Origin of the sequence: Lacticaseibacillus camelliae DSM 22697 = JCM 13995, from assembly GCF_001436615.1 — a bacterium.
In the GTDB taxonomy this organism is placed as follows: Bacteria; Bacillota; Bacilli; order Lactobacillales; family Lactobacillaceae; genus Lacticaseibacillus; species Lacticaseibacillus camelliae.
Genome location: NZ_AYZJ01000050.1, coordinates 1 through 26,537, shown reverse-complemented (window position 1 = coordinate 26,537; position 26,537 = coordinate 1). Strand labels below are relative to the sequence as shown.

Annotated in this window: 27 protein-coding genes; 11 read left to right on the top strand and 16 right to left on the bottom strand. The window is 58.4% G+C overall.

Annotation, left to right across the window (positions count from 1 at the left end; genetic code table 11):
• Window positions 1-214: 214 nt before the first annotated feature.
• Window positions 215-1,351 (top strand): ArgE/DapE family deacylase, encoded by a 1,137-nt coding sequence (locus FC75_RS08645; protein ID WP_054664432.1) that lies wholly within the window; start codon window positions 215-217, stop codon window positions 1,349-1,351.
• 79 nt (window positions 1,352-1,430) lie between these two features.
• Here FC75_RS08645 and rpiA read toward each other — a convergent pair whose 3' ends face one another.
• A complete protein-coding gene (rpiA, locus tag FC75_RS08640; protein WP_054664436.1) occupies window positions 1,431-2,120 on the bottom strand; it encodes a ribose-5-phosphate isomerase RpiA in 690 nt (229 codons plus the stop codon).
• 143 nt (window positions 2,121-2,263) lie between these two features.
• On the opposite strand from rpiA, the gene anmK reads away from it, so the two are divergent.
• Window positions 2,264-3,391: an anhydro-N-acetylmuramic acid kinase AnmK gene (gene anmK, locus FC75_RS08635; RefSeq protein ID WP_056989657.1), complete on the top strand. Its 1,128-nt coding sequence runs from the start codon at window positions 2,264-2,266 to the stop codon at window positions 3,389-3,391.
• A 99-nt stretch (window positions 3,392-3,490) separates the two neighbouring features.
• Here anmK and FC75_RS08630 read toward each other — a convergent pair whose 3' ends face one another.
• The 5 genes from FC75_RS08630 to FC75_RS08610 all read right to left on the bottom strand — a co-directional run bounded on the left by FC75_RS08630 (window position 3,491) and on the right by FC75_RS08610 (window position 7,849).
• Window positions 3,491-3,757: a hypothetical protein gene (locus tag FC75_RS08630; RefSeq protein ID WP_054664439.1), complete on the bottom strand. Its 267-nt coding sequence runs from the start codon at window positions 3,755-3,757 to the stop codon at window positions 3,491-3,493.
• Between the two features lie 19 nt (window positions 3,758-3,776).
• Window positions 3,777-5,108, bottom strand: coding sequence for a PTS sugar transporter subunit IIC (locus FC75_RS08625; protein WP_054664442.1), 1,332 nt, complete (start codon window positions 5,106-5,108; stop codon window positions 3,777-3,779).
• 160 nt (window positions 5,109-5,268) lie between these two features.
• On the bottom strand, window positions 5,269-6,126 hold the full coding sequence (locus FC75_RS08620; RefSeq protein ID WP_054664446.1) for a MurR/RpiR family transcriptional regulator: 858 nt from the start codon (window positions 6,124-6,126) through the stop codon (window positions 5,269-5,271).
• Between the two features lie 87 nt (window positions 6,127-6,213).
• Entirely contained in the window at window positions 6,214-7,110 is an 897-nt protein-coding gene (gene murQ / locus FC75_RS08615; RefSeq protein WP_056989656.1) for an N-acetylmuramic acid 6-phosphate etherase, read from the bottom strand.
• Window positions 7,094-7,849: an alpha/beta hydrolase gene (locus tag FC75_RS08610; RefSeq protein WP_054664449.1), complete on the bottom strand. Its 756-nt coding sequence runs from the start codon at window positions 7,847-7,849 to the stop codon at window positions 7,094-7,096. Before FC75_RS08610 ends, murQ begins: the two co-directional genes overlap by 17 nt.
• Window positions 7,850-7,991: 142 nt before the next feature.
• On the opposite strand from FC75_RS08610, the gene FC75_RS08605 reads away from it, so the two are divergent.
• The 5 genes from FC75_RS08605 to FC75_RS08585 all read left to right on the top strand — a co-directional run bounded on the left by FC75_RS08605 (window position 7,992) and on the right by FC75_RS08585 (window position 12,718).
• Window positions 7,992-8,888 (top strand): N-acetylglucosamine kinase, encoded by an 897-nt coding sequence (locus FC75_RS08605; protein WP_056989655.1) that lies wholly within the window; start codon window positions 7,992-7,994, stop codon window positions 8,886-8,888.
• Window positions 8,889-8,974: 86 nt separating this feature from the next.
• Window positions 8,975-10,063 (top strand): DUF871 domain-containing protein, encoded by a 1,089-nt coding sequence (locus tag FC75_RS08600; RefSeq protein ID WP_054664457.1) that lies wholly within the window; start codon window positions 8,975-8,977, stop codon window positions 10,061-10,063.
• Window positions 10,064-10,436: 373 nt separating this feature from the next.
• Window positions 10,437-11,816, top strand: coding sequence for a branched-chain amino acid transport system II carrier protein (brnQ, locus tag FC75_RS08590; RefSeq protein WP_056989654.1), 1,380 nt, complete (start codon window positions 10,437-10,439; stop codon window positions 11,814-11,816).
• Window positions 11,817-11,973: 157 nt separating this feature from the next.
• A complete protein-coding gene (locus tag FC75_RS13010) occupies window positions 11,974-12,144 on the top strand; it encodes a YvrJ family protein (protein ID WP_225350801.1) in 171 nt (56 codons plus the stop codon).
• Complete coding sequence (locus tag FC75_RS08585; RefSeq protein ID WP_056989653.1) at window positions 12,137-12,718, top strand: GH25 family lysozyme; 582 nt, start codon at window positions 12,137-12,139, stop codon at window positions 12,716-12,718. Before FC75_RS13010 ends, FC75_RS08585 begins: the two co-directional genes overlap by 8 nt.
• 47 nt (window positions 12,719-12,765) lie before the next feature.
• Here FC75_RS08585 and FC75_RS08580 read toward each other — a convergent pair whose 3' ends face one another.
• Window positions 12,766-13,602 carry a metallophosphoesterase family protein gene (locus tag FC75_RS08580; RefSeq protein WP_056989652.1) on the bottom strand — a complete coding sequence of 279 codons (837 nt, stop codon included), beginning with the start codon at window positions 13,600-13,602 and terminating at the stop codon, window positions 12,766-12,768.
• 132 nt (window positions 13,603-13,734) lie between these two features.
• On the opposite strand from FC75_RS08580, the gene FC75_RS08575 reads away from it, so the two are divergent.
• A complete protein-coding gene (locus FC75_RS08575) occupies window positions 13,735-14,508 on the top strand; it encodes an alpha/beta hydrolase fold domain-containing protein (RefSeq protein ID WP_056989651.1) in 774 nt (257 codons plus the stop codon).
• Window positions 14,509-14,672: 164 nt separating this feature from the next.
• Entirely contained in the window at window positions 14,673-15,788 is a 1,116-nt protein-coding gene (locus tag FC75_RS08570) for a hypothetical protein (RefSeq protein ID WP_056989650.1), read from the top strand.
• A gap of 65 nt (window positions 15,789-15,853) precedes the next feature.
• Here FC75_RS08570 and FC75_RS08565 read toward each other — a convergent pair whose 3' ends face one another.
• The 6 genes from FC75_RS08565 to FC75_RS08540 all read right to left on the bottom strand — a co-directional run bounded on the left by FC75_RS08565 (window position 15,854) and on the right by FC75_RS08540 (window position 22,592).
• A complete protein-coding gene (locus FC75_RS08565) occupies window positions 15,854-17,404 on the bottom strand; it encodes a PH domain-containing protein (RefSeq protein ID WP_056989649.1) in 1,551 nt (516 codons plus the stop codon).
• Window positions 17,394-17,867 carry a PH domain-containing protein gene (locus FC75_RS08560; protein WP_054665814.1) on the bottom strand — a complete coding sequence of 158 codons (474 nt, stop codon included), beginning with the start codon at window positions 17,865-17,867 and terminating at the stop codon, window positions 17,394-17,396. The genes FC75_RS08565 and FC75_RS08560 overlap by 11 nt, the downstream gene beginning before the upstream one ends.
• Before the next feature lie 114 nt (window positions 17,868-17,981).
• Window positions 17,982-18,899, bottom strand: coding sequence for a cysteine synthase A (cysK, locus tag FC75_RS08555; RefSeq protein WP_056989648.1), 918 nt, complete (start codon window positions 18,897-18,899; stop codon window positions 17,982-17,984).
• Window positions 18,896-19,711, bottom strand: a complete 816-nt coding sequence (locus FC75_RS08550; protein ID WP_056989647.1) for a homoserine O-acetyltransferase/O-succinyltransferase family protein — start codon at window positions 19,709-19,711, stop codon at window positions 18,896-18,898. The genes cysK and FC75_RS08550 overlap by 4 nt, the downstream gene beginning before the upstream one ends.
• A 149-nt stretch (window positions 19,712-19,860) precedes the next feature.
• On the bottom strand, window positions 19,861-22,032 hold the full coding sequence (locus FC75_RS08545; protein ID WP_082623132.1) for a heavy metal translocating P-type ATPase: 2,172 nt from the start codon (window positions 22,030-22,032) through the stop codon (window positions 19,861-19,863).
• Window positions 22,033-22,133: 101 nt separating this feature from the next.
• Window positions 22,134-22,592 carry a CopY/TcrY family copper transport repressor gene (locus FC75_RS08540; protein ID WP_056989646.1) on the bottom strand — a complete coding sequence of 153 codons (459 nt, stop codon included), beginning with the start codon at window positions 22,590-22,592 and terminating at the stop codon, window positions 22,134-22,136.
• Between the two features lie 317 nt (window positions 22,593-22,909).
• Between FC75_RS08540 and fba the strand changes: the two genes are divergently transcribed.
• A complete protein-coding gene (fba, locus tag FC75_RS08535) occupies window positions 22,910-23,794 on the top strand; it encodes a class II fructose-1,6-bisphosphate aldolase (RefSeq protein ID WP_054665807.1) in 885 nt (294 codons plus the stop codon).
• Between the two features lie 175 nt (window positions 23,795-23,969).
• Here fba and FC75_RS08530 read toward each other — a convergent pair whose 3' ends face one another.
• From FC75_RS08530 to FC75_RS08520, 3 genes are all read right to left on the bottom strand, one after another.
• Window positions 23,970-24,200 carry a hypothetical protein gene (locus FC75_RS08530; RefSeq protein ID WP_056989645.1) on the bottom strand — a complete coding sequence of 77 codons (231 nt, stop codon included), beginning with the start codon at window positions 24,198-24,200 and terminating at the stop codon, window positions 23,970-23,972.
• Window positions 24,201-24,233: 33 nt separating this feature from the next.
• Entirely contained in the window at window positions 24,234-24,449 is a 216-nt protein-coding gene (locus tag FC75_RS08525) for a DUF1659 domain-containing protein (protein ID WP_054665804.1), read from the bottom strand.
• A gap of 103 nt (window positions 24,450-24,552) precedes the next feature.
• Window positions 24,553-25,113, bottom strand: a complete 561-nt coding sequence (locus tag FC75_RS08520) for a sigma-70 RNA polymerase sigma factor region 4 domain-containing protein (RefSeq protein ID WP_054665801.1) — start codon at window positions 25,111-25,113, stop codon at window positions 24,553-24,555.
• Window positions 25,114-25,502: 389 nt separating this feature from the next.
• Here FC75_RS08520 and FC75_RS08515 point away from each other — a divergent pair, with 389 nt between their 5' ends.
• Complete coding sequence (locus tag FC75_RS08515; RefSeq protein WP_056989644.1) at window positions 25,503-26,306, top strand: competence protein ComK; 804 nt, start codon at window positions 25,503-25,505, stop codon at window positions 26,304-26,306.
• The last annotated feature ends 231 nt before the right edge of the window (window positions 26,307-26,537 follow it).

The following is a 26,537-nucleotide window of genomic DNA, read 5'->3' as shown; positions in this document are numbered from 1 at the left end:
TCGGTGTGCCTATTCTGTCAAGCCATCTTCGCGCTGCCTCACTACCCCGCTCTCATCAACTCGGGTTTTCTGGTCAGTCCCAGCTGCGCTACTCACTTAACGTCGTTTCAGTAATTTTTAACTTAACGTCAGAATAGCACAGCAAATTTTAATGTCAACCGTTGCATTTTAAAAAGTTTACGCCTATCTTTTGGTGCGAAGGAGTGATCACACCATGGACGAAGCAACAGCATTTTTGCAGCAATTAGTACAAATTGATACCAGCACGAATGCGACCAACGAATCGCAGGTCGCGCACGTGATTCAAAAGAAACTGGCCGATGCCGGAATCGACAGCAAGCTGATTCCTTACGCCAAAAATCGCGACAACCTGGTCGCCGAGTTCGGAACCGGCAAGCCGATTTTTGCCTTCACCGGGCACCAGGACGTCGTCAACACCGGCGACCTCAGCAAGTGGACGTATCCGCCGTTTGAGGGCCACATCGGAGACGGCAAGCTGTACGGCCGCGGCGCCTCGGACATGAAGTCCGGCCTAGCCGCCGAGGTCCTGGCCTTCATCGCGCTCAAGCAAAGCGGCTTTGACCACCACGTCCGCCTGATTCTCACCATCGGCGAGGAGTACGGCGCGATGGGCGCCCAGCAGCTGACCGACGCCGGCTATGCCGACGACATTGACGCGCTGCTGGTCGGCGAGCCGACCGCCGGAAAAATCGAGTTTGGCCACGCCGGTTCATACAACTACAAGGTCAAGAGCTACGGCAAGTCCGCTCACTCCTCACTGCCGGCGCTGGGCACCAACGCCATCGTGAAGCTAACTGACTTCATCGTCGCCGAACGCCACCTGTTCGACGACGTCCCGGTCGATCCGGTCATCGGGCCGCTGGTGCACAGCGTCACCGTGCTGAAGGCCGGCGATCAGGTCAACACCATCCCCGACTACGCCGAACTGGCCGGCAACATCCGGCCGACGCCGAGCTTCATCAACGAAAAAGTCACGGCGCGCCTCAAGGACGCCGTGGCCAAAATCGATGCGGCAGGTGCCGGCTCGCTCAAGTTCGAGCTGACTCACACCTTCTACCCCGTTTTGACGCCGACCGACAGCAAGCTGGTCACCCGCGCCAATGAGGCCATCGAGTCCGTTTCCGGCAAGAAGCTGGCCCTGACGATTTCCCACGGCGCCACCGACGCCTCCGACTTCACCAAGTCCAAGAACAAGTTTGAGACCATCATTTACGGTCCTGGCGACGAGGACAAAAACCTCAGCCACCAGATCAACGAGTACGTCTCCCTGGACCGCTACCACACCGTGATCAAGGAGTACGAGGCCATCGTGCGGCACTACTTCGACTGATCAAAACGAGTGAGTCGTCAAACAGGGCAGGAATCCGTCACAGATTCCTGCCCTGTTTTTTACTGATTTGGTGGGCCGCTCAGCGCCTGGTCCAGTGCTCGATTTTTGATTCGGTGGCGATCAGGACTTCATCGGTCATGCCGAGAAACAGGCCGTGCTCGACCACGCCCACCGTGCTGTCCAGCATGGCCGCCAGCCCGGCCGGAATCGGGAGCGGGTCGACATGCAAGTCGATGATGTAGTTGCCGTAGTGCGTGACGTACCGGCTGCCATCAGCCTTGAGGCGGTAAGCGGGCTGCAGGCCCTGCGCTTCAAAGCGGCGGAAGTTTTGCTCACACGATACCGGCAGGACCTCGACCGGCAGCGGAAAGCCGCCGAGGCGGTCGACCACTTTGCTTTGATCGACGATCCAGACGTTGTGCTTGGCGTTGATCGCGACATTTTTCTCCAGCGTCAGCGCCCCGCCGCCGCCTTTGATGCCGTCGAGGTGGTGATCGACGCGGTCGGCGCCGTCGATGCACAGGTCCACCTGGTCAATGTCCGCAAGCTCGCTGACCGTGAACCCGTTTTGTTCAAGCTGCTCTTTGGAGCGGTTCGACGTCGTGACGATGGCCTTCAAATTCAGCGGGGTCTGCTGGTTGCGCGCCCCTAGCAGGTCGATGAAAAAGGCCACCGTCGAGCCGGTCCCAACGCCGAGCACCGTATTCGGCCGCACCATTGCGACGGCTTGCGCGGCCGCCTGCTTCTTCAGTTCATCCTGAGTTGCCATGATTGCCTCCTGAGCGAATTGTTTTTCCTTTCTCAGTGTATCGAGGCGCCAGGCCCGGCGCAAACTTTTTTGGCTGGGTGCTGAAACAAAATTTCACTGCCAGGCCCGATGCGCTATCATAAGAACAAAAGGAGGCCGCGTTTATGTTAGCAGTCGGATTAATGTCAGGCACTTCCCTGGATGGGGTGGACGCCGCTCTAGTCGAGATCACCGGTGTCAGTGAAGAGACCAAGGTTCAGCTGAAGCAGTTCACGACTGTCCCCTTCAGCGCCGCGCAAAAGGCCCAGATTGCGGCCCAGCTGGCCAACGCCACGTCCAGTGTGGAAGTGCTGTGCAGCCTCGACTTCGCCTTGGGCCACGCGTTCGGCAACGCAGTGCTGGCGGTTTGCCAAGCGGCCGGCGTGCCGAGCGCCAGCCTGGGCTTTGTGGCCAGCCACGGGCAGACATTGTATCACCTGCCGGACCCACCCACAGGCGAAACGCGCAGTACCCTGCAGCTGGGCAATGCGGCCATCATCGCGGAGCTGACGCACACCACCGTGGTCTCCGACTTTCGCTCCCGGGACATGGCCGTCGGCGGTCAAGGGGCGCCCATTGTTCCCTACTCCGAATACGTCCTGTACCGCAGCCCCGCGCACACGCGCATTTTGCAAAACATCGGCGGGATCGGCAACGCGACGATCATCAAGCAAAACGCCCAACTGGAAGACCTGTTTGCCTTCGACACCGGCCCCGGCAACATGGTCATCGACGAGCTCTGCCGCCACTTTTTCCACACGGAGTACGATGACGGCGGCAAGCACGGCGCAGCGGGCACGGTCAACCAGGCGGTGCTGCAGGAACTGCTGAAGCACCCTTACTTCGCCGAGCAGCCGCCCAAAACCACCGGCCGCGAAGTGTTTGGTCAGCAATATACTGAAGGGTTACTTGCTCGGTACCACTTGGCGCCAAACGACTGGATCGCCACGGCCACCGCACTCACTGCCCAGACCATCGCCGATGCGATCAAGCCGTTTGCGCCAGCGGGCACGCAGCTGATCGTCGGTGGCGGCGGCAGTTACAATCCCACCCTGCTTGCCATGCTGGCACAGGCGGCCCCTGGCGTTGAGGTCCTGACCCAGGAACAGTTGGGCTTCCGCTCCGACGCCAAGGAGGCCATTGCCATGACGATTCTCGGCAACCAAACCCTGCATCACTTGCCCAGCAACGTCCCCAGCGCCACCGGAGCCAGCCGACCGGTGATTTTGGGCAGTATCACTTATTACGCATAGCCTTTTGGGTCTACCGCTGCCGTGGTAGGCCCTTTTGCGTGCTCAACAGGCACACAAAAGGGCCGCCGACAACATTGCCGGCGGCCCTTGGTGCCAATTTTACATGTGACCCTTCTTCAGGAAGTAGCTGTGCTCTTCGGTCATGAAGATCACCGCGAAGAGCGCGCAGAACCCGTAAAAGAACGCCGACGCCACACTGTTCATGTGCGGCCAGATCAGATACGGGATGATCATCACCAGAAACGCCGACAGCGCCCAAATCCAGCGGTTAATGTTGATGTTCCGCGCTTTGAGCCCGGCGATCGCCCACTGACTCAGAGCGAGCACAACCAGAAAGCCGGCGAAGACGAGTAACCAGTAAAACATATCAGCACCTCAAATCCTGTTAGTTAGTGGCAGCCTCAGCGTCACGCTTAGCCTGAGATTCAGAATCCTGGCCGTTGCCGCTGATTTCATCAGAGTACATCTTGTTATCGTAGGCCTTAACGAATGGGAAGTAAATCACCGTCGCCACGACCAGGTTGAACAAGATCAGCACAACCATGCGCCAGTCGTTCCCAGCGGACAGGTAACCACCAATTGGGGCTGGCAGCGTCCAAGCAGGGATCGTGGTGAAGCCGTTGACCAAGCCGAACTTAACGGCAAAGTACGAAATCGTCGTCAAGACCAGTGGGACCAGGTTGAACGGAATGAACATGTACGGGTTGAGCATCATTGGCGCGCCGAAGATCATCGGCTCGTTGATGTTGAAAATGGCAGGCACGATGGAGAACCGGCCGACTTCCTTCAAAAACTTAGACTTGCAGATCGTCAGGAACATCATCGCAACGACCAGGGTCGCCCCGGCACCACCAATGGTAACGGTCCACTGGTAGAACTGTTCAGGGGCAATGTATGGCAGTTTGGTTGCCGCGGTGCCCTTCGCCAGCGCATCGGCGTTGGCGTTCAGCATGATCAGCCACATCGGCCGAACAACGGAACCAACAATGGACATCCCGTGGATCCCGAAACTCCAGAGCAGGTGGATCAGGAACATTGGCAGCAAAGCCCCGAGCAGGTTGTTGCCCAGTATGTTAGTCAACGGCTGGAACAGCGCCAGCAGCGCGGCGTTAACGTCAAAGCCGAGCACATCGCGGATCACCCACACGAAGGTGAGAATCACGGCGCCTGGGATCAGCGCTTCAAACGAACGGGCAACCGCTGGTGGCACCTGCTCGGGCATTTTGATCGTCACGTTGTGCGTCTTGAAGAAGCGATAAACCTCAACCGCGAAAATCATGGCCAAGATGCCGCCGAACATGCCGGAAGCACCCAGGTTAGCCATCGGAATGACAAAACCAAGCGGCTTTGCCTTCGGGGTCAGCACGTTAATTGGCTGCTGCAGCATGAAGAACGCACCCAGTGACAAGATCCCACCGGTGACGCCATCCAAGTTGTAGGACTTGGCCAAATCTTGACCCATGACGAACGTGGCGTAAATCGCCATCAGGCCCATGGTCATCCGGTACGGGATCACGATGGTCGCTGAGTACGGTGCCAAGGCATCAGCCCACGCCTTAATTGGCAGGTTGATGAAAACCATGAAGAACGTCCCGATCAAAACCAGGGACAGTGAGGACACAACCCCGTTACGAATGGCTAACAGATGGCGCTGAGTCCCAATCTTCGCCATTGGTGGGACGAGTCTTTTCTCGACCCACTTCATCATCTTATCCAAACTACTCACTCCTAACCTAACTTGAGAATAATTGCATCTGGGCGGTTTTGAAAGCGCCTTCACCCTGAAGTTTACCAGCCTGAAATTAAATTTCAACTGATTTGGCTAAAAAATCTGAAATTCTGTCATTTCATTTTACGGTAAAAATTGGTCTAGGCAATTACAACAACCGCTTCTTGTAATCACGAATGACCTGGTGCGAATCCGCCAAGGCCTTGGAGGTCTGCTTGAAGTTGCGGCTGACAAAATCATAGAAAATAATGTCGACGATCATGAACTGAGCCAGCAGGGAGTTGGTCGCCGCGATGCGGTTGGCCGCCTCCTTGGGCTGCGAGGTGTGCACCGCAATGTCCGACTGCTTGGCCAGGCTGTTGTTGCCAAAGCGGGTCAATGAGACCAGCTTCACGCCAATTTTCTTGGCAAACTGCGCGGCCACCAACACTTCAGGCGTCTCCCCCGAGTTGGAGATTAACCACAGCACATCCCCGGGACGCGCATTGACCAGCTTGGGCAAAAGCGAGTTCAGGTCATTATCAGCGACGGCCGGGGTGCCGATGCGATTCCACTTCTGACAAATGTTTTCGGCGGTCAGATTCGAAGCGCCGATACCAAACACAAACAGTTGCTTGGCCTTGCTCACGGTTTTGACCAACGCCGCGACCTCGTCTTGGTTGACCTGGTCCGTGGTTTCGCGAATCGACTGCAAGGCACTGGACAAAAGCTTACTTTTGATCGATGGCAGCGGCTCATTGGGCGTGATGTCCGCGAAGTTCTGCGGATCATCGGGCGTCTTGGTCAAGTCAGATGACAGCAGGATCTTCAGCGTGGTGAAGCCATCGATGTCCAGACTCTTCGTGAGCCGGATCACCGAGGCGGGAGAAGACCCTGCCGCCTTCGCCAAGCTGGCTGCGGTCATGCCGATCACTTGCTCCGGGTGAGCGAGAATGAATTTCGCCACCTTATCCTCCGCCTCGGACAATTCTGCCCGCGCGTTCAGGATCCATCCCCGTACTGACATTGGTATACCTCCTTCAAAAACAAGAATACGTGCCCACCAATAACCTGACAAGCGATTTTGTCAGTTTTCCTCACATTTCATGAAAAACTATTTCAGGATTTTCAGGGCTTTGGCGATAAACCCGTCGCTTTGCTTCAGGGCCGCCTTCGCGTTGGCTAAATCTGTGTCCGCGTCAATCATGACAATGGCCACTTTCGGCTCGTGCTCAGCCGCTTCGTAGTACTTTGCCGCCGTGGCAAAATCAACGCCCGTGGCCGCCATGATAATGCGCTTGGCCCGGTCGACCAGCTTGATGTTGGTCGGCTTCACGTCGACCATCAAGTTGCCGTAGACCTTGCCCAACTTGATCATGGCAGTCGTGGAGAGCATGTTCAGCAGCAGTTTCTCCACGGTGCCGGCCTTCATGCGCGTGGACCCGGTGACGACTTCCGGGCCGACAACCGCTTCGATCACCAGGTCGGCATGGGCCGAAATGGCGGCGCCGTGGTTGCAGGACAAGGCGGCCGTGCCGGCACCGACACTTTTGGCGTAATCGAGCCCGCCAATCACGTACGGCGTGCGGCCCGAGGCGGCCAGGCCAACAACAAAGTCCTTGGCGCTTAACGCATGCGCCTTGAGGTCGGCCGCGCCGCCTTCTTGACTGTCCTCAGCGCCTTCCACGGCCTCGGTCATGGCCCGCTTGCCGCCGGCGATCAGCCCCTGCACCATCTCGGGGGAAACCCCGAACGTCGGCACACACTCCGCCGCGTCGAGTACCCCCAGCCGGCCGGAAGTCCCGGCCCCGATGTAAAACAGGCGCCCCCCCTGGCGAAAACTGGCCACGACCTGGTCGACGATTTGCGTCAACGGGGTCATCACCTCAGGGGCGGCAATGACCTTGGGCACCTGCTGGTCCTGCTGGTTGATGGTTTTCAAAATGTCTGCCGTGCTCATGACGTCAATGTGCGTGGTCGCGGGATTACGCGCCTCAGTTGTGTTTTCCATTGTTAAGCTCCTTACTCGAATCAAATAGCCAGGTCCAGGCCTGCACCAGTGCCCGGGTCCAGAAGAACCAGTCATGCTCACCCGGCCCAGTCTGGTACGTGACCGGCAGGCTCAGGTCCTGCGTCAAAAAGTCGTTGAAGTCATCGTTGACCTGCTTCATGAAGTCGGCATCCCCGATGGTGTGGTACCACCGCAGCCGCCCAAGCGCTTGCTGATCTGCGGCCTTCAGCGTCTGCCGCAGCAGATCCGTCGGCACCTTTTCGCCAAAGACGCGCCGGTAGTCCGGCATGATGCTCGGCACCACGGCGAGATCGACCACCGGGGAGATCGCGGCCACCGCACTGAACCAGTCCGGGTGCGCTGCGGCCAGCATCATGGCACCGAAACCACCCATGGAATTCCCGGCCACGTAATTGTTAGCGGCGGTGGCGTCCAGCGGCAAGAGCTGCCGCATGGTCGGGATCAGCTCCTTCGTGAGATAATCGAAGTACGGCGCCCCGGCCGCCTCGTTTTGATAGAAGCTGCGGTCCATTTCCGGCATGATAACCGCCACGTTATCGCGCACTGCCAGCGGTTCAATGGCCGTTTTGCGCTGCCAGCCGGAGCCGTCATCGCCCAGGCCGTGAAACAGCCACAGTGTGCGCAGCGGCTGGCTTGGCAACTGATCCGGCAGCACCACGGTGGTCCGCATCTGGTTTTGCAGGCGCTGCGACGCCCGCGTTAATGTGATCAAGGCCATTTTGATCAGGTCCTTTCTTCTTTACTCGTTCCCTTTATAAAACAAAAAACCAAATAATTCAATAAAACCTTGAAAAAATATTTCACGTTGCTAAGATGTAAGGGTAATCAACCCGCACAATTCCAGACAGGGAGGCAGCACCATGACGTATCAAATCGGTATCGACAGCGGCGGCACGCACATTGTCGCCACCGCCTGGGATGACAGTGGCAACCAGCTGGCCCAAACCACCGCCGGGCCTGGCAACATCCTGCTGGACGGTCCAGGCACGATGCGCAACTTGCAGCGCGTGATCAAACACCTGGCCGCAGATCTATCCGACCAGCACTGCACGCAGATCCTGGCAGGAATCGCCGGGGTCGCAACCACAGGCAACGGCGCCAGCGTGGCGGCTCAGCTGGAAAAGGACCTCGGCATCCCCACCGCCGTGATCAACGACGCTGAACTGGCGCTGCTGAATGGGCTGGAAGGCGCTGATGGCACGCTGGTGATTGCCGGCACCGGCTCAATCACGTACGGCCGGCAAAACGGCCAGTTCCTGCGCGTTGGCGGCTGGGGGCAGCTGCTTGGCGACACCGGTTCGGCCTACCAGATCTTCGCTTTGGCGATGAAAAAAGCGCTGGCGGCCCATGACCGCGGCGAGGGCAGTCCCCTGATCACGCTTTGCGAGGCGCTGCTTGAGGCCAACTCGATGCCGTCCGCCGTGCGCCGCTTTTACCAGCTGGATCGCGCGCACCTTGCCGCCTTTGCGGCCAAGGTGGCAGCCGCGGCTGATGATGGTAACGAAGCAGCCCAGCGCGTGATCACGGAATCGGCCCGGGCGCTCGCCCAGGAAGTCTTAGTCCTGCTGAACCGCTACGCTGAGCCGACCCCGCTCAAGCTGGCACTGTCCGGATCGGTGCTGGTTCATAATGAAAGCTTCCGGCACACCCTGATCGAAACCATCCGCGCGCGCTACCCAATTCAAGCCCGGGTGGTCACGACCAACAACTCGCGCGGGGTGCTGTTCTGGCACCGGTGGCAAGAAAAAGAAGCATAGTCACGATCCGGGTCTGCAACGCCTGAGTGCCTTAATCAGGCTAAAAGCGCAGACCCTACGCAGCCTTATATTCGGAGGAATGTATTTTGACAATGCGGCAACTCGGCCTTTCGATTTACCCGGATCACAGTGATTTCGAGAAGAACAAGGCCTATCTGGAACTCGGCAAGAAGTACGGCTTCACCCGCCTGTTCATGAGCATGCTGGAGGCCGGCAATTCAGTAGACGAAACCAAGGCGAAGTATCAAAAAATCGTCGACGTGGCCAAGCAGCTCGGCTACCAAACCATCATCGACGTGTCCCCGCGCATTTTTGACCAGCTGGGGATCTCCTACTCCGACCTCAAGTTCTTCGCCGACCTGCACGTCGACGGCATTCGGCTGGACCAGGGCTTTGACGGCGCGACGGAGGCCCTGCTTTCATACAACCCGTATGGCCTGATCATCGAGCTGAACATGTCCAATAACGTCGACTACCTCAACAACATCATCAGCTACCAGGCCAACACGCCTTACCTTTACGGCTGCCACAACTTCTACCCGCAAGTCGGCACGGCCTTGCCGTACGACTTCTTTGAGGCCTGCTCCAAGCGCTTCCGCCAGTTCAATATTCACTCTGCCGCGTTTGTCGCCAGCCAGGTCGGGAACATGGGCCCGTGGAACGTCAACGACGGCCTGCCGACTTTGGAAGCCGACCGGCGCCTGCCCATCGAAGTTCAGGCCAAGCACCTGTGGGCTTCGGGCCTGATCGATGACGTGCTGATCGGCAACGCCTACGCCAGCGAGGACGAACTGAAACGGCTCAGCCAGATCAACCGCTACCAGGTCCAGTTCCACATTGATTTCGTCAAGGACGTCAATGACATTGAGAAAACCGTGGCGCTGACCCCGCAGCACTTCCGCCGCGGCGACATCAACCCCAACGTGATCCGTTCGACCCAGCCGCGAGTCACCTACAAGGCGGTGCCGAACGCCCCGCACGATAACGAGCAGGAGTTCCAGCGCGGCGACGTGCTGGTCGGCAACGACGGCTTCGGCATTTACAAAAACGAGCTGCAAATCGTCCTCCAGCCACACAAAGAGCCGCGGAAAAATAAAATTGGGACGATTGCGCCGGAAGAGCTGATGCTGCTGGACTTCATCAAGCCGTGGAGCAAGTTCAAGTTCATCAGCTGAAACTTTTCTGGCCGATAAGGCTTGACGGTTCCTCAATCTAACCGTATACTCATTTTCAACAAATCAAATTGCAATGAGAAAGACCAGTAATCAACAGTTGTCATTCAGCGAGCTTCGTGAGGTGCAAGGAAGCATGGCGACAGTTGGTGAATATCCCTTTCGAGCAGGGCCCCGAACCAAGAGTAACGGGTCATGGCTGCCACCCATTACAGTGGCCGTGTATCGCCTTCGGGCCGTACATGTCGAGGCGAAGCTGGCGACAGTTTCGCGTACTCAAGGTGGTAACGTGCAAAAGCACCCTTGATCTCCAGTTGGAGATCGGGGTGCTTTTTCTTTTTCTCATGGCAAGCGCATTAGCGCAGGAGGAATGTTGATGGACTCACTAACTGAACCAAAATTAAAAACGCGCGACTATGTGGTGGTCGCCTCAATGCTGTTCGGCCTGTTCTTCGGCGCCGGCAACCTGATTTTCCCGCTCCACCTCGGCCAGCTCGCCGGGGCCAACTGGCTGCCGGCCGCGCTGGGCTTCTTGGTGACCGCGGTGGTCCTGCCGCTGCTGTCGGTGCTTGCCATTTCCGCCACCCACGCCAAGGGGGTCTATGACGTCGGCCTGCCGCTTGGCAAGTGGTTCGCCCTTGCCTTCATGATCCTGATTCACGCGACCATCGGCCCGCTGTTCGGCACGCCGCGCACCGCGACCGTTGCCTTCACCACCGGCGTTGCGCCGATGCTGCCAAAAGCGGCGGCCCAAGGCGGCCTGCTGGTCTTCTCCGCGCTGTTCTTCGTGGCCGCATTCCTGCTGTCCTACAAGGAAACCAAGATCACCAGCGCCATCGGTAAGGTGCTGAACCCGACTTTTCTGGTCCTGCTGTTCGTCCTGTTCTTCGCCGGCTACCTGAACCGCATGGGCAGCGTTGGCGCGGCGGCCGTGACAGCTGATTACAAGTCCGCCGGCTTCCTGAACGGCTTCCTGCAGGGCTACAACACGATGGACGCGCTGGCAGGGCTGGCCTTTGGCGTCACCGTCGTCACCGCGGTGCGCGGCCTTGGCCTGAAAAAAGACGGCGACGTTGCCAAGTTCACGGCCAAGGCTGGGGTCCTGGCCACCGCCGCCATCGGTTTGGTTTACCTCCTGCTGATCGGCCTGGGCGCGATGTCCGTCAATCACTTCGCCGTCAGCTCCGAAGGCGGCACGGCGTTCAACCAAATTGTCACCTACTACTTTGGCGCCGCCGGCCACGCGCTGCTGGCCGCGATGCTGACGCTGACCTGCCTGACCACCGCGGTGGGGCTGGTCGCAGCCTTCGCACAGGACTTCCACAAGCATTTTCCGAAGGTCAGCTACCGCGCCTGGCTGGCGATGATGAGCTTTGCGTCCTTTTTGACCGCCAACTTCGGCCTCGACACCATCATTCAGTGGTCAACGCCGATGCTGATGTTCCTGTACCCGCTGGCGATGGTGCTCATTGGCCTGTCCGTCGCCTCGCACCTGTTCCACCGCGACCCGGTCGTTTACGGCTTCGTGGTCGCGTTCACCGTGGTGCCGGCCTTGATGGACATGGTTGCCTCGTTCCCTGCCGTGATCTCAAAAAGCGGCTTCGGCCTTGCCATCACGCATTTCCGCGACGCCTACCTGCCGTTTTCCAGCCTCGGTTTGGGCTGGGTCGCGCCTGCGCTGGTTGGCCTGGCGATTGGCCTGACGATCCACTTTGTCCGCCAGCACCAAGCCGCCGCGGCATCGGAGCTGGACTAACGCACGCCCTGCCGCTTTGAAGTTTTTCCCAAAAGCCTGAGCGGCAGCCTTGTGCAAAAAGGTTTATGTCAATTACGTAAATGCCAGCCAAAACGGTTGGCATTTTTTGTTAAACATGAGATACTAACTTTAAGTCAGTGCCACCCAAGGAGAAAAAATGGATGCACAACTCACCAATTACCTAATCAATCAAGCCAGCGGCGTCGTGATCGCGTACCTGCTGATCACCCGCGTGGAGCACCGCCTCGATGTGCTGATCGAAGAGGTCACCAAGCTGACCAAGGAGATCGCCGCCGTCGGCAAGTTGGGAAGTGAACTCAATGGCTGAACTAGTCGCTGATGTCTCCTCCTGGAACCCGGACACCGCCGCCTTTTTCCAATCGCTGAAAAAGGCCGGCGCCAAGGCGGTGATCGTCAAGCTGTCGGAAGGCACAACCTACCGCAACCCCAAGGCCCCAGCGCAGATCAAAAACGCCTGGGCCGCGGGCATGCATGTCCATGGTTACCACTACGCCAGGTTCCAAACCGTCGACCAGGCCAAGGCCGAGGCGCGCCACTTCGCCGCCACCGCCAAGCTGCGCGGCCTCAACCACACCAGCGTGATGGCGCTGGACTTGGAAGACGCCAGCATCAAAGGCGACACGACTGCCCGCGTGGCGGCGTTCATCACCACGCTCAAGCAGGCCGGCTACCCGAAAGTGGACCTGTACACCAGTGCCAGCTGGATCTGGTACCACCGCGTGAACCTGGCCAAGCTGGTGAAGCTCAACCTGTGGATCGCCCGCTACCAGGCCGACCAGCCCGGCGTGGATAGTGTTGGCACCTGGCAGTTCACTTCGAACTTTCACGGGCTGAAAGTCGACATGAGCTACGATTTCTTTGGCTACTACAGCAAGGTTTAGACACTGCAGCGCCCGTCATCCGTAACGGATGGCGAGCGCTGTTTGCGTTATTTGTGGAAAAACTTGGCGACTTGCTCAACGTAACCGTGCTCGGCGTTGACCCGGCGCAGCAGCGGCAGGTCATGCGTCGACGTCTCCCCAGTTTCGCGCAGGTGGCGATACAACTCAGGATACGGCACGTGCTGCTGAATGGCGCGCTGGATCTCCTTTTGGATGTCGTAATCGACCTTGCGGAACGCCACGTCCACGCGGCCCAGGCGGTCGATGTGCAGCAGCGCGTAATGCGCCCGCTGGTCGGCGAAGAACTTGTGCCACGGCGAGTACGGCTGCCCGACCGCACCGGGATTGACCACGAGCTGGCCGGCCGACGTCTGGCGCATCAGCTGCTGGTGCGTGTGCCCGTAGACAGCGAGATCCTGATCCGCCGTCAGGAACTGGTCAAAATGGTCCTGCGGCTGGGTCGGATACAAGTCACGGCCGCCGGGACGCGTGCGCTGATTGTGCGCCACACCGATTTTAAGGCCGTTGACCGTGCGCTCGCCGGCGATCGGGTGGCCTTGAAGCATCCGCCACTGCGCGGCGCTCACGTGCTGGCAGGCGTATTCGACCAGCCGCGCCACGTAGACATCCCCCGGATTATCCAGGTGAAAGCGGCCGGCCATGATTGCGTACATGTCCAGCTCCCAGTTGCCGTTCAGCCACACCTCAGGATGGACGGCCTGGAGCAGTTGGATCAGCCCCACGTCCGCCGGGCCGGGCAAGAACAGATCGCCCAGAAACCAGTACTGCGTGGCGGCGTGCTTGTTCGCATCGGCCAGCACGGCGGCCAGCGCCGTCTGGTTGCCGTGCACGTCCGCCATCACCGCAATCGTTTCGTCTTGCATAACCCCCGCCTCCTTGAGGTTATCATACGAAATGGGATGAGGCTGTCAAGCGGTGGCGATTGTTGAACGCAGCAAGTCAAATCTTTTGAACTTCGCCGCCAACCCGGTTAAGCTGACCCTGGAGGTGGTACCATGCAAATCAAACATGATGTCGTTTACGACGCGGCCAATCACCTGACCCTGGATATTTACGGCCCGGACGGGGTGGCGCGCGGCGGGATCATTCAGATCCACGGCGGGGGCTGGTTCCGCGGCGACAAGGCCAAAGACGAGGACTGGGCCGAGCGCTGGGCGGCGCGCCAGTACGAGGTGCTGGTCCCGAACTACCGCATCGCCCCGGCCTTCCACTACCCGGCCGCTCAAGCTGACATGGAGACGCTGATGACCTGGGTGAAAACCGCGCAGCTGCCGTTTGATAAACATCACTTGGCCGCAGTCGGCAGCTCCGCCGGTGGCAATATGGCCGTCGAGCTTGCCATTAAGTACGGCGTGCCCGCCATTTCCCTTTCCGGCATTCTGGACATTGGCAACTGGCTGAGCCAACACCAGGACGTCGACGCGGCGGAAGGCGACACTAGCGACTTCAACCAGCGGGCCAGCGCGACCATTAATCAGGACGGGCCCAACGACCCCTTTTACAAGTGGTTCATGACGAACTACATCGCGCCGGCCGACTATGCAAAGGCCTCACCGGCACCGCGGGTCACTGCCAAAACCGGCCCGCTGTACCTGGCCAATTCGCTGAACGAGTTCGTCCCGACCAGCGGCCTGTTCCAAATGGGTGAGGCCCTGAGCCGTGCGCAAGTACCGTTCACCCTGCGCACCGTGGTCGGCAGCCGTCACGCCAAGGGTTACCTTGATGATGTGTTCGATGAACTCAACCTATTTTTGAATAAGATGATCTAGCCAACTTGGCGACGCCTCACCCATGCTGCACGCGTGGATGAGGCATTTTTTTAGCCGCCGGCCGCCAAATGATTCACCCGTTGAATATTCTGCTGGTGTGAACCGGGTTCACTGTGATACACTTCACATAATCCATGAAAGCGTTTTTATAGGGAGGACTTTTTATGAAGAAGATCACGATTATCGGTGCCACCATTTTGATGACGCTGAGTCTCGCCGCGTGCGGCAACAGCAGCAGTTCCTCGGATAGCAGCAGCAAGAGCTCCAGTGCCAAGACCGCGCCCAAAGCGGCCAAGGTGAAGATCAGCACCGGCGCCGTTAAAGATGCCACCGTCCCCGGCAAAGGGACGCTGGTCATGCGCCAGCTGTACGCCGCACCGCACGGCAAGCAGTCATTTGCCGCCGTCACCGTGACGCTGAATGGGGACACCATCGTCGACGCGAAAATCGATGAGTTCCAGTACGTCGCCAAAAGTGCGGACTGGACCGCCGTTCCGAACGGGGATTCAGACTTCGGCAAGGGCTTCCCCAAGGGCCAGATCCTGATCGCCAAATACCAAAATAGCAAGCCTTACTCCGCGTTAATGAAAAAGGAAGCCAAGGCGACCCACACCTGGCAGGAAAACGCGAATGCCATCGAATCCTTCGTCAAGGGTAAGACCATTGACGAGGTGAAGACCGCAGTCGGCGACGTGGGCGCTACCAAGAAGGTCAGCGACGTCGTGTCCGGCGCGACCTTTGTGGACACCAAGGGCTACCTGCAGGCGATTTACGACGCCGCGACAACCGGCATGGTCTCCACCGGGATCGAAACGACCGATAACAACGTCACCACCGGCCAGACCCTCGCTGCCCCTCACGGCAAGCAGTCCTTTGCCATCGTGACCGTCGCGATGCAGGGCGACAAGATTGCCGACACCTTCGTCGACGAGTTCCAGTACGTGCCAAGCAGCGACTTCGGCGGCGTGCCGAACTCCGACAGCGACTTTGGTAAGACCACCAAGGCCGGCACCGTCCTCGGCTCCAAGCGCGCCAACGACGACGCCTACTCCAGTCTGATGAAAAAGGAAGCCAAGGCGACCCACACTTGGCAGGAAAACGCCGACGCCATCAACGACTTCGCCAAGGGCAAAACCATCGCGCAGCTCGAAGCCGCAACTAAAGAGTTAGACGGCAAGACCAAGAAGAGTGACATCACCGACGTGGTCTCCGGCGCGACCTTCGCCGACACCGATGGCTACCTGAAGTCGATCATCGACGCCGCTAAGTTGGCCAAGTAACCACCGCCAAACCGCAAAAATAGGCATCCCGGCCCGCGCCGAGATGCCTATTTGCATGTGTCGCTCTAAATCAGGTCGCCACCCTGAAAATCTTCCGGCCGGTACCAGGCGCGCACAGCGTCGGCAACAGACTGTTCCAGGTAGCTGACCTCGATGTTCTCGTTGTCGTCCCCTTCGCGCACGTTGATCACCACGTGGGCGACCTGCTTTTTGGCCAGCCAGTAGCTGGTGTTGACCTCAAGCGACTGAATGTTTTCGCGGCGCACAAAGAACCGCTGCCGGCGCCACCACCCGCCCTTTTGCAGGACCAGCAAGTCCGGCGAGATGATTTTCACGCCGGCGCTGCGGGCGGCGTACGCCCCTTGAAGCGCGGTAAACACGAGCCAGGCCAGGCTCAGTCCTAGCGCGATGGGCAGCCAGCGCGCCCGCCAGAAATAAATGGCGAGCGAAATGCCCACGGCCAGCCCCACACCGGTCAGCACAGCGTTGCGGATGTAGTACCAGTACCGCTTGCGCAAAACCGGCTGAAGCGCCGGCACCGCCGCCGGCAGCCACGTGATGAAGCGGCGCATGGTGGCCAGCGCCTGGTCCTCCTTGACCACCGGCATCAGGACCATTGCGTTACTGGTCTCATCGTCCGAGGCGTTCGAGGCGATCAGCCCCTGCACCGTCGTCAGGTGAAACCACTGGCGCACCACCGTCTGCGAAAAGCGCACCGCCTGCAGTTGGCGCAGCCGCGTGCTGACCTGGGTGCGCTTCAGCAGGCCGCGCGCCGCCGTCAACGTGTCGCCATTTTGCGTCAGGGTGAACTGGTAGTATTTTTGCAGCAGGCGCAGGTAGGAAATCAGAATGCCAATAATCAGCGCAAACACGATGAGCGCCAGCAAGGCCGCGGCGGCCAGCTGCGCCATGTAGCGGTCAAGGTTGTGCTCCCAATCCTTGGGGACGATGTCGTCAAACTTGTCCCAGAGCCACAGCGCCCCGGTCAAAATCGGGATAAACCCCAGAGACGTCAAGGCGTACAGGTTCAGGTCATGAGTGGAAATCGTGTAGCGCGCGGTCGGCGATTCGGCCTCAAATCCGGCAGCCGGCGTCTCCCCAGCTAACTGCGCCTGGGCGACGCTGCTCGCGTCAGCCGCATCAGCTGCCAGCGGTGCGGCCGGCTCGCCACGGCGCGCCATTTTGCGTCGGGCCTCGATTTCCGCACCCACTGCCGGCGCCACGGCGTAAAGCTGCGCCTCGCCTTCCTTGCCGTTTTGACTGGAGGTCTCGATCACCAGGCTTTCGAGGTCGAAGGGCTTGAGAAAAAACCACTGCTGGTGGCGCAGGGTCTGGATCTTCGCGTAGGGAATGTGGCGCGTTTTGCGGACAAACAGACCGGACTTGATCACCACCTGCGAGTCCGCCAGGCGATAGGTGAACCGCAAGTAGCGCACCACGGTGCTGGCGACCACCAGCAGCAACCCACAGCCGACTAAAATCCACACGATCCAGCCGCCATCGTCCCGGTCATTAAACCCGATGACTACCAGCCCAATCACATAAATGAGGCTGCTGTAAAGTCCTTGGCCGGTCATCAGAATCAGTGCGGCCAGCGGCAGGCGTTCATCCTTCATCGCGTGCCTCCTGAGCCAGCTGCATGATCCGGTCCCGCAGCGCGGCCGCCACGTCCTGCGTCACCCCGGCGATTGAATCAGTCGTCGATGCGGTTTGCACCTGGACCTCCTGAAGCCCCTGCCACTGCATAATGGGGCCCGACTCCAGCGTCACGTTTTGGATCCGGCTGATCGGCACCGCCTTTTCCGAACGAAAGATGTACCCGCTGCGCAAATACACCGCAGTCGGCGTGATCAGGTAGCGCCAAAACTGGTACCGGTACGGGATCAGCACCAGGTGGATCCCGGCGTGCAAAATAGCCGCCGCGCCTGTTATGGCAGCCGGCCACCAAGGCCAGTGCCACAATCGCCAAGCGACCAGCAGAAAAATCGTGATTGCCAGCCAAATGGCCCCGTCGATCAACGCTTTCGTGCGCCAGACCGTTTTGATCTGCGCAGGCAGGTGTTCCCCTTTCATCCCCATCACGCTCCTCTTTTCGGTAGTATACCCCGAAAACGATTGCAGAGGGGGTGACATGACATTTTTGTTCGCGGATAAAAAAAGCCAGGCAATCTCGCCTGACTTGACCGTCTCTGATCAGAACTTGAACAAATCCGTCGACAGGTACCGCTCGCCGTTGTCTGGGGCCACGGTGACCACCGTCTTGCCGGTGCCGAGCTTCTTGGCCAGCTCAATGGCGCCAAAGATGTTGGCGCCAGCGGAGATCCCAGGCAGGAACCCTTCCTCGCGGCTGACCTGCTTCGCCATGGCAAAGGCTTGGTCAGAGGTGACCTCCACGACATCCTGGTACAAGTTGGTGTCCAAGACTTTCGGCACAAATCCAGCGGAAATGCCTTGAATCTTGTGCTTGCCGCCGTGACCTTCCTTGAGCACCGGACTTTCGGCCGCCTCCAGCGCGTAGATCTGCACGGCCGGGTTGGCCTTTTTCAGGGCCCGCCCGACTCCGGTCAGCGTCCCGCCGGTGCCAACCCCGGCCACAAACGCATCCGGCGTCTTGCCGCCGAAGTCCGCGATGATCTCCTCACCGGTCGTTTTCTCGTGAATGTCCGGGTTCGCTGGGTTGTCGAACTGGCTCGGCATGAAATAGCCGTGCTCCTGGGCCAGCGCCTTGGCCTTCTTGATCGCCCCTGGCATGCCATCGGCACCCGGGGTCAGGATCAGCTCGGTGCCGTAGCCTTGGATCAGCGCACGGCGCTCAACGCTCATGCTCTCAGGCATCACAATGATCATGTGGTAGCCCTTGGCGGCGGCGACCATCGACAGGCCGATGCCAGTGTTGCCCGACGTCGCCTCGATGAGGGTGCCGCCAAGCTTCAGCGCGCCGCTTTGCTCGGCGGCCTCAATCATGGACAGCCCGATGCGGTCCTTGACGGAGCCGCCGGGGTTGAAGAATTCCAGCTTGACGTAAACGTCCGCGGCGCCGGCGGGCACCACGTGGTTCAGCTTGACCATTGGGGTCTTGCCAATCAATTCCGTAATATTGTTTGCAATCATAAGCTAATCTCCTTTTCTCGTTGTTCATCTGCCACGCGCGCGAGCCACTGATCGAAAAAGATGTGCTGCGTCTCTTCCCACTTGAACTGCGGCCCGCTCATCCTGGCGGGGTCGGTGAAATAATGCTCGGGCTTGCGGTAAAAGCGGTCCGGGTGCGCCGCAATTTCCCGCTGGTACTCGTGCAGCAGGCCTTTTTGCCCGTACTCCAGGTGGGCAAACATGAAGGTCTGCCGGGCCTGCCGGTTGCCGGCCAAAAATAAGGCGCCATCTGTCGTCGTGGCCTCCAAGCGCAGCCGTGGGTCTGCTTCGATCTGTGCGCGATCCATTTCGGCGTACCGCGCGTGCGCCGCGTAAAAGCCCTCGGGGAGCCCCTGCAGCAGGCTCGACGGCGCCAGTATCCGCTGCCGGTAGACGCCGAACAGCTTGTGCGGCAACATGTGCTTTCGAATGCCGTAAAAATGGTCCAGTGCCGCCATGCCGCCCCAACAAAGATACAGCTGGCTGACGCGGTGCGCCGCCAGCACGTCCATCAGTGCCCGCGCTTCGGCGATGTAGGTCACGTCGTCAAAGGCGAACCGCTCGATGGGCGCCCCAGTGATGATGAAACCATCCATCTCCGCGGCCGCCGTCAGGTCCAGCGGCGCCAGAATACGGCTGACGTCAGCCGGCACGCCACCAGGGTAATGCGTGGTCGGATAGTAGAAATGTAGCGCAACTGGCCGGCCCGAATGGGTCAACACGTTCGTAAAGCGCGCGTTCGTCTCAGGCTTGTCGTGCATCACGTTGAGAATCCCAATCTTCAGCGGTTGCATACGCGGCCTCCTTTCGTAGCCTTACAGTCTACCTGAACAAACGGAAAAATCAAGACTTTTTTGAAACCGTTTACTCATATATCTTATCGCATAGAAACACAAAAAATCCGGCGGACCGCTTGGCCGCGCCGGATCTCAACTCGTTCAAATTAAAGTTTCAGGCTCATCGCGTTCAGCGCCACGATCACCGTGGATGCGGACATGATCAGCGCGCCGACGGCTGGGCTCAAAATGATGCCGATTCCAGCCAAGACACCGGCCGCCAGGGGCAGCGCCAAAATGTTGTAACCGGCGCCCCACCAGAGATTCTGAATCATCTTGCGGGTCGTCACGCGGCCCAGGTGCAGGAACGTCAAAATGTCCTGCGGATCGCTCTTGACCAGCACAACATCGGCCGAATCGATGGCGACATCCGTGCCGGCACCAATCGCGATCCCAATCTCCGCGCGGGCCAGCGCTGGCGCATCGTTCACGCCGTCGCCCACCATTGCGACCCGGTGGCCCTGACTCTGATACTGCCGCACGATTTTGGCCTTGTCTTCCGGCTTCAGCTCGGCGTGAACCTGAATGTCCCCCAGGCGGTGCGCCACGACAGCCGCAGCCGCCTGGTTGTCCCCGGTCAGCATCACGGGTTCGATGCCCTGCGCGCGCAGCCCGTCGATCAGCGTCTGCGCATCCGGCTTAATTTCATCCCCCTGCGCGATCAGGCCAAGCACCGTCTGCCCTGCCAGCAAAAATGAAATCGAATTGCCGGCCGAGGCGAGCTTGTCAAACGCAGCCAGGTCGTAGCCGATACCGTGCTCGCTCAAGTAGTTGGCGGTGACGATGGCATATTCGGTGCCGTCGACCGTACCTTGCAGCCCGACGCCTTGCAGCGTCTGCACATCTTCGGCGGCCGGCGCCTTGATGCCGCGCGCCTTGGCTTCAGCCAGGATCCCGGTAGCCAACGGATGGCTGGAACCGGCTTCCAGGGCGGCAAACAGCCCCAGCACCTGGTTTTCGTCAGCACTGCCGGTGAAGGATTGGACCGCGTTGACCTTGAACGTGCCTTCAGTCAGGGTACCGGTCTTGTCCATCAGCATCGTGTCGATTTTACCGGCAGTTTCCAGCGCCTGGCGGTTGCGGACCAACAGGCCCCGGCCAGCGGCCAGACTCGTCGAACGGGCCACGACCAGTGGAATCGCCAGCCCCAGCGCGTGCGGGCAGGCGATGACCAGCACCGTCACCAGCCGGTTGAGCCCAGTGTCCAATCCCGCGATACCAGTCCAGGCGAAGAACGCGATCAGTCCAATCAGCAGCGCCGCGTAAAACAGGTAGCGCGACACGACATCGGCCATGGTTTCGGCGCGCGACTTGTCGGCCTGGGCGTCGGCGACCAGCTTGGCCACCTGCGCCAGGTAGCCGGACTCGCCTGTCCCGGTGATTTGCACCGTCAGCGTCCCGTTGCCGTTGACCGCCCCGCCGATGACCTGGTCGCCGACGTGCTTTTCAATGGCCTTGGCCTCACCGGTGACCAGCGCCTCGTTGACGGCACTGGTCCCGGCCTGGACGACGCCGTCAGCCGGAATTTTTTCCCCAGCTAGAACGATGACAGAGGCGCCTTCCTGCAGCTTGGCCAGCGCGACGTCTTGCGTCGTGCCATCCGCCTGCAGTACGTGCGCGGACCCTGGCAGCAGCGCCGCCATTTTCGACATGACGTCACCGGCGTTCATCACCGCGTTCATTTCGATCCAGTGACCCAGCAGCATGATCACGATCAGGCTGGCCAGCTCCCAGAAAAAGTCCATCGTGTGTCCGCTCGGCGCGATGAAGTGGTTCATCACGAACGCGTACACACTATACAGATAGGCAACCGAAATGCCCATCGCAATCAGCGTCATCATCGCCGGTGCCTTGTCCTTGAGCTCGCCTTTGGCGCCGCTCAGAAACGGCTGGCCGCCGTAGAAGAACAGGAACGTCGACAGTGCGAGCACGAGCCAGTCCGAGCCGGGAAAAGTGAAATGGAACGGCAGGTGCAGACCCATGAACGGCGACAGCACGAACACCGGGATCGCCGCGACCAGCGACAGCCAGAACTTCTGCTTGAAGGCGCCCATGTTCATGTGGCCCATGCCTGGCATGTCCATATCCATGTCACCCATATCACCATCAGACATATCCATTCCTGCCATGGCGTCCTGGTTAGACGGGTCGCCGTGGCCAGACATGGTCATGTTGGTCATCTCGGCATCGGCGCGCATGTTCATGTCAGTATGGTCGGCCATCTTCATCTCAGTGTGGTCAGACATTTGCTTGTTCGCCACGCTGTGGACATCGGTCATAGTCGCTTCAGCCGCGTGTTTGGCGTTGTGGTGTGCTGATGATGCCGCTTGGCGGTTCGCCTTTTCAATATTTCTCAGTGTTTCACTCACGGTGTTCCCTCCTAGCAGTCACAGTCAGCAGCGTCATCGGCGGAAACGGCAGGGTCCGGCGGCAAGCAGTCGCACGGGACAGTTTCCGGTGCCGTCTTCGCCTTTTCCGCCAAAATGCCTTGAAGGCGGCTAATGTCGGCTGCCGTCAGCGGTGTCTTCTGAATCAGGTCAGCGAGCGTTGCGCCTTTTTTCATCGCGCACAGATGGGCAAACAGCTCTGTGACGGTTTCGTCCATCGCCTCGGCCTCCTCGACCGTGGCGTGATAGACAAACTTGCGCCCGTCCTTGGTCGTTGCCAGCAGGCCCTTCTTGACCAGCCGGCCCAGCAGGGTCTTAATGGTGGAATCCGACCAATCGCGCTTGCGCTGCAGCAGTGTGATCAGCTCGCCGGTTTGCACCTTGCCTTTGGTCCAAACGATGCGCATCAAGTCCCACTCGCTCGGCGTGATTTCGTCAATTTTTGTGTCCATCTTGTTTGCTCCTTACGTCTACATTTGTAAACCTTGATTTCAGTATAGCACGTCGTTTACATCTGTCAACGAAAAGATTTCAAAAGCCTCACAGACCTTTCAAGCGACCACGGCAAACGTCCTTGTTAAGCCGTTTAACCCGGCCGTTCGCCATGAAAAGGGTCTCATCTGCGAAACCCTTGTCAGCCGTGAAGTCCGGCGCGCTCCCGTCGATTGCACTGAAAGCTCCGGTAAAACACAATCGTCATGCGTGAAAATCTATGTTACACTTAAGGCGTTAAAAATCTTGTTTTTCAAAAATAGGAGGAATTACACTTATGCCATTTGTACGCGGCACAGAATTGTTCCAAGCTGCTCGTAAAGGTCACTACGCAATTGGTGCGTTCAACACCAACAACCTCGAATGGACCCGTGCCCTTTTGAAGGGTGCTCAGGAGCTCAATGTTCCGATCCTGATCCAAACATCCATGGGGGCTGCTAAGTACATGGGCGGCTACAAGCTTTGCAAGGCTCTGATCGAGCTTGAAGCTGAGTCCATGAACATCACCGTTCCAGTTGTTATTCACTTGGACCACGGTAACTTCGAAGCTGCTAAGGAAGCTATTGCTGCCGGCTACAACTCCGTTATGTTCGACGGCCACGACCTGCCATTCGACGAGAACCTTGAGAAGACCAAGGAAATCGTTAAGCTGGCTCACGCCAAGGGCATTTCCGTTGAGGCCGAAGTTGGTTCAATCGGCGGTGAAGAAGACGGTGTCATCGGCGAAGGCGAATTAGCTTCCGTTGAAGAAGCCAAGACCCTTGCCGCAACTGGCATCGACTTCATGGCTGCCGGCATCGGCAACATTCACGGCAAGTACCCTTCAAACTGGAAGGGCCTGCACTTCGACCGTCTGCAAGAAATCGCTGACGCCGTTGACCTGCCACTGGTTCTTCACGGTGGTTCAGGCATTCCTCAGGACCAGGTTGAAAAGGCCATCTCGATGGGGATCGCTAAGCTCAACATCAACACTGAATGCCAGTTGGCCTTCGCGAAAGCAACTCGCGAATACATCCTCGCCAACAAGGACCAGGAAGGCAAGGGTTACGACCCTCGCAAGCTCCTGGCACCTGGTACTCAGGCGATTACCGACACCTTCAAGGAAATCTCCGGCTGGATGGGTACCCGTCCTGTCAAGATGGTCCCAGAAGAAATCAAGTAATCTCGGCTTTTGCAAGCCAAGCACCCTGCCTTTGCGGCAAGGTGCTTTTTTATGCGCCTACGCAAAAAGGCGACCCGATTGCTCGGGCCGCCCAGTTCATCGAACGACCGTGATTCGTCAGTGCCACGGTTGTTAGATTTCACGGATTCATTCGCTTTGGGAAATGCCTGTCGTTTTACAGAATGTCCGATGCCTTGAACATCACGTCTTCTTGCGTGTAACGGACAGAAGCTTCGATCAAAGTCTCGTACCAAATCGTATCGTTAAGGCCGAACAGATCCAGTCCTGGCAGGGCCTTCGAAATTTCCTCGGCAAACGCCCGGTCCGGAATTGCTGCCAAGTTATTCAGACTAAACGTGTGTTGCCGGTTATCGTTGCCGGTGTAGGTCAGAAGTAACTGATACATGTGCCCTCCTCCTTTCTCTCAGATTGGCCATCACTAACCCTCGTCGACCACTTCACTCGTGGTCACCACCTGCAGTGAGCCTAACTCATCGTCTGGGTTGATCTTGCCGATCAGCTGGGCGAACTTCATCAGGTTCTCGTCGGTGGCTTCCGCGCGAATGTTGCCAAAGGCGCGAGTCGACCGATAGTTCGGATTGTCAGGCTGCACATAAGTCAGCGTGATCCGCTGCCGTACCACTTTCTTTGCCATCTTGTCTGCCTCCTTTCTCTGGGAAATCGTAAGACCGTTTCTTGCGGCTTACATAGAGAGAAAGCCCTTGCCTAAAAAAAGTTCACACTCGGTCGAAAAATGGCTAACGTTCCGACGTTAGTTCCGTGTCCGCCGCCTTCAACTTCTGGTACTTGGCGTGAATCCGCCGCAGCAGATTAGTCAGGTTGGACTGGCTCAGCCTCAGCAGGACAATGGTTTCCGCCCGGGTCAGCGCCTGGTCGTACATGGCCTCGAACACCTCGCGCTCGCGCGGGCTCAGCCGGTTACGCAACTCGCTAATAACCGCCTCGTTTATACTATCGTCCAGTTGCCGGACAATCGCGTCCTGCGGGTCGGTCTCTGCAGGCGGCTCCTTGCGTGCACTCCGTTCGTGCACGGCTGGGCGCCGCTCCTCCCGGTTAATGATCTTAAGCAGCCCGTAGTAGACAAAAAGACCAGCGAGCTTATTGAACTTGACCCGTTCTGCCTTCGTCCGCACCGCATCACGGTAGCGCTGGTAGTAGGCAATATAGATGAGCATCCCCTCCTCCACCAAATCATCGTAGTCAGGGTGGCTAGGCCACACCTGCATTCTCCGCACGGCGGCGTGCACGACCCCCGTGTTGGCCAAATACAGCGTGAAACCTGTTTGCGCGTTCTTCATCATTAGCAGCTCCTTGCGCCTTTGCGCAGCAGATTTCATTAGCGCTAATGATGGAACTAGTATATTGTGTCCAATTAATTTTGAACACGCAGTATCGGTCAAAGGACAAAGGCCGGTGGATCAATGGCGCCGCTTTGTCCCCCAAAACGCCGGACAGTTCCCGGCCGCGAATGGGATACCCCCTATTGCTGCGAAAAAATGGCGTGATTCATCGCGAAATCACGCCATTTTTGTGAACTCTGCCCCCACCACTGGTTTATTAAGATAACGTTCCCCTGATAAGTTCAATTCGTTGACAAAAAGTAAGCAGTACTGATATGATGTGCTCGCCTGGGGGAACGGCGGTTCGAGACGCAGCTTGCAGAGAACTCTTTTTGGGGGTCTTTAGAATGTTGAAAATTGAAAAAGTCGATGGCACTTTGCCCAGCTTCCAGCCTCAAGACCTGGAGGCGGCAGCTGACCAACTACCGGTTCGCGATGACTTGCTACTCATGCCGACGCTTGTTTTCATCATGCCATTCACGCATCAACATATCCGCACCATTGCGATTGACGCCGAGGTCGGTCCATACGCCACGACCCAGTCAACTAAGGCAATCTCCCGAAACTTGGGCGCAAGGATCTCGCTGTTTCGCATCCAGGTGAATGAAACCAGACGCCTGGTGCATGCTCAGATGGGCCTTCATGGCCATCCGCAGCGCATCATTCCATACTTTGCCACCTTTTTCTTTCCGCTGAGTAGCAACAAAAAACGTGACACAATCTGGATCGCCGGCCACTACCTGCAAGATCTCACCATCATCGGGCCACACGTCGTTCGGGCGCAGTTCCAAACCGCGGGCAAGGGCAGTTTCTCGGTGACCTTATCCAGCTCCACTCTGCCGGACGCGCGTCGTCTCAGCCAGCTGCAAGAATACGCCGCTGAGGTCACTCGGCAGATGCAGCCCGTCCTCCGTGAAGTGTATGGACCGGTGTATAACGGTGCTCAATTCTCAAAGCCGCTGCCCAGTAACTATGCGCGTCTGAACTTGAACGGCGACCCGCTTAACACTGCTTCGCCAATCGACCCAGTACATGAGGCGCTGACTCAGATTTGGCCGAAGATTATCGCAAGCTTGAAAGATCAAGGAAGCCTCATCGACTACTCTGATCTGTACACGAACGTGAGTGAAAGACTCAGAGGATACCGATAGGAATGTCCATACTCAATAGGCTTGTCAGCAGAATCATAGTGATTCTCAAGGACAAGCCTCAATTTTTGTTTCAGTCACTTAACCATGGCCGCACTGGCTGCTTATGGCTTCCAAATTAATGTTATTATAATTAGAGCCTCAATTTTCAAGTCAAGTGCAACGATGATAACGAATTCTTGATAGTGGTCTAGGTTATTACGCCATGCGTCGGTAGTAATCGCATGGTCGAAG

What these genes read in the sequence shown, in the direction of transcription:
- FC75_RS08550 (WP_056989647.1), bottom strand. Translation starts at nt 19,711, where the DNA reads ATGCAACCGCTGAAGATTGGGATTCTCAACGTGATGCACGACAAGCCT.
- FC75_RS08605 (WP_056989655.1), top strand. Translation starts at nt 7,992, where the DNA reads ATGACGTATCAAATCGGTATCGACAGCGGCGGCACGCACATTGTCGCC.
- FC75_RS08630 (WP_054664439.1), bottom strand. Translation starts at nt 3,757, where the DNA reads ATGTTTTACTGGTTACTCGTCTTCGCCGGCTTTCTGGTTGTGCTCGCT.
- FC75_RS08580 (WP_056989652.1), bottom strand. Translation starts at nt 13,602, where the DNA reads ATGCAAGACGAAACGATTGCGGTGATGGCGGACGTGCACGGCAACCAG.
- FC75_RS08575 (WP_056989651.1), top strand. Translation starts at nt 13,735, where the DNA reads ATGCAAATCAAACATGATGTCGTTTACGACGCGGCCAATCACCTGACC.
- FC75_RS08620 (WP_054664446.1), bottom strand. Translation starts at nt 6,126, where the DNA reads ATGTCAGTACGGGGATGGATCCTGAACGCGCGGGCAGAATTGTCCGAG.
- FC75_RS08540 (WP_056989646.1), bottom strand. Translation starts at nt 22,592, where the DNA reads ATGGACACAAAAATTGACGAAATCACGCCGAGCGAGTGGGACTTGATG.
- FC75_RS08565 (WP_056989649.1), bottom strand. Translation starts at nt 17,404, where the DNA reads ATGAAGGATGAACGCCTGCCGCTGGCCGCACTGATTCTGATGACCGGC.
- murQ (WP_056989656.1), bottom strand. Translation starts at nt 7,110, where the DNA reads ATGGAAAACACAACTGAGGCGCGTAATCCCGCGACCACGCACATTGAC.
- brnQ (WP_056989654.1), top strand. Translation starts at nt 10,437, where the DNA reads ATGGACTCACTAACTGAACCAAAATTAAAAACGCGCGACTATGTGGTG.
- FC75_RS08570 (WP_056989650.1), top strand. Translation starts at nt 14,673, where the DNA reads ATGAAGAAGATCACGATTATCGGTGCCACCATTTTGATGACGCTGAGT.
- anmK (WP_056989657.1), top strand. Translation starts at nt 2,264, where the DNA reads ATGTTAGCAGTCGGATTAATGTCAGGCACTTCCCTGGATGGGGTGGAC.
- FC75_RS08520 (WP_054665801.1), bottom strand. Translation starts at nt 25,113, where the DNA reads ATGAAGAACGCGCAAACAGGTTTCACGCTGTATTTGGCCAACACGGGG.
- FC75_RS08610 (WP_054664449.1), bottom strand. Translation starts at nt 7,849, where the DNA reads ATGGCCTTGATCACATTAACGCGGGCGTCGCAGCGCCTGCAAAACCAG.
- FC75_RS08545 (WP_082623132.1), bottom strand. Translation starts at nt 22,032, where the DNA reads ATGACCGATGTCCACAGCGTGGCGAACAAGCAAATGTCTGACCACACT.
- FC75_RS08645 (WP_054664432.1), top strand. Translation starts at nt 215, where the DNA reads ATGGACGAAGCAACAGCATTTTTGCAGCAATTAGTACAAATTGATACC.
- cysK (WP_056989648.1), bottom strand. Translation starts at nt 18,899, where the DNA reads ATGATTGCAAACAATATTACGGAATTGATTGGCAAGACCCCAATGGTC.
- FC75_RS08515 (WP_056989644.1), top strand. Translation starts at nt 25,503, where the DNA reads ATGTTGAAAATTGAAAAAGTCGATGGCACTTTGCCCAGCTTCCAGCCT.
- FC75_RS08525 (WP_054665804.1), bottom strand. Translation starts at nt 24,449, where the DNA reads ATGGCAAAGAAAGTGGTACGGCAGCGGATCACGCTGACTTATGTGCAG.
- rpiA (WP_054664436.1), bottom strand. Translation starts at nt 2,120, where the DNA reads ATGGCAACTCAGGATGAACTGAAGAAGCAGGCGGCCGCGCAAGCCGTC.
- fba (WP_054665807.1), top strand. Translation starts at nt 22,910, where the DNA reads ATGCCATTTGTACGCGGCACAGAATTGTTCCAAGCTGCTCGTAAAGGT.
- FC75_RS13010 (WP_225350801.1), top strand. Translation starts at nt 11,974, where the DNA reads ATGGATGCACAACTCACCAATTACCTAATCAATCAAGCCAGCGGCGTC.
- FC75_RS08560 (WP_054665814.1), bottom strand. Translation starts at nt 17,867, where the DNA reads ATGGGGATGAAAGGGGAACACCTGCCTGCGCAGATCAAAACGGTCTGG.
- FC75_RS08530 (WP_056989645.1), bottom strand. Translation starts at nt 24,200, where the DNA reads ATGTATCAGTTACTTCTGACCTACACCGGCAACGATAACCGGCAACAC.
- FC75_RS08585 (WP_056989653.1), top strand. Translation starts at nt 12,137, where the DNA reads ATGGCTGAACTAGTCGCTGATGTCTCCTCCTGGAACCCGGACACCGCC.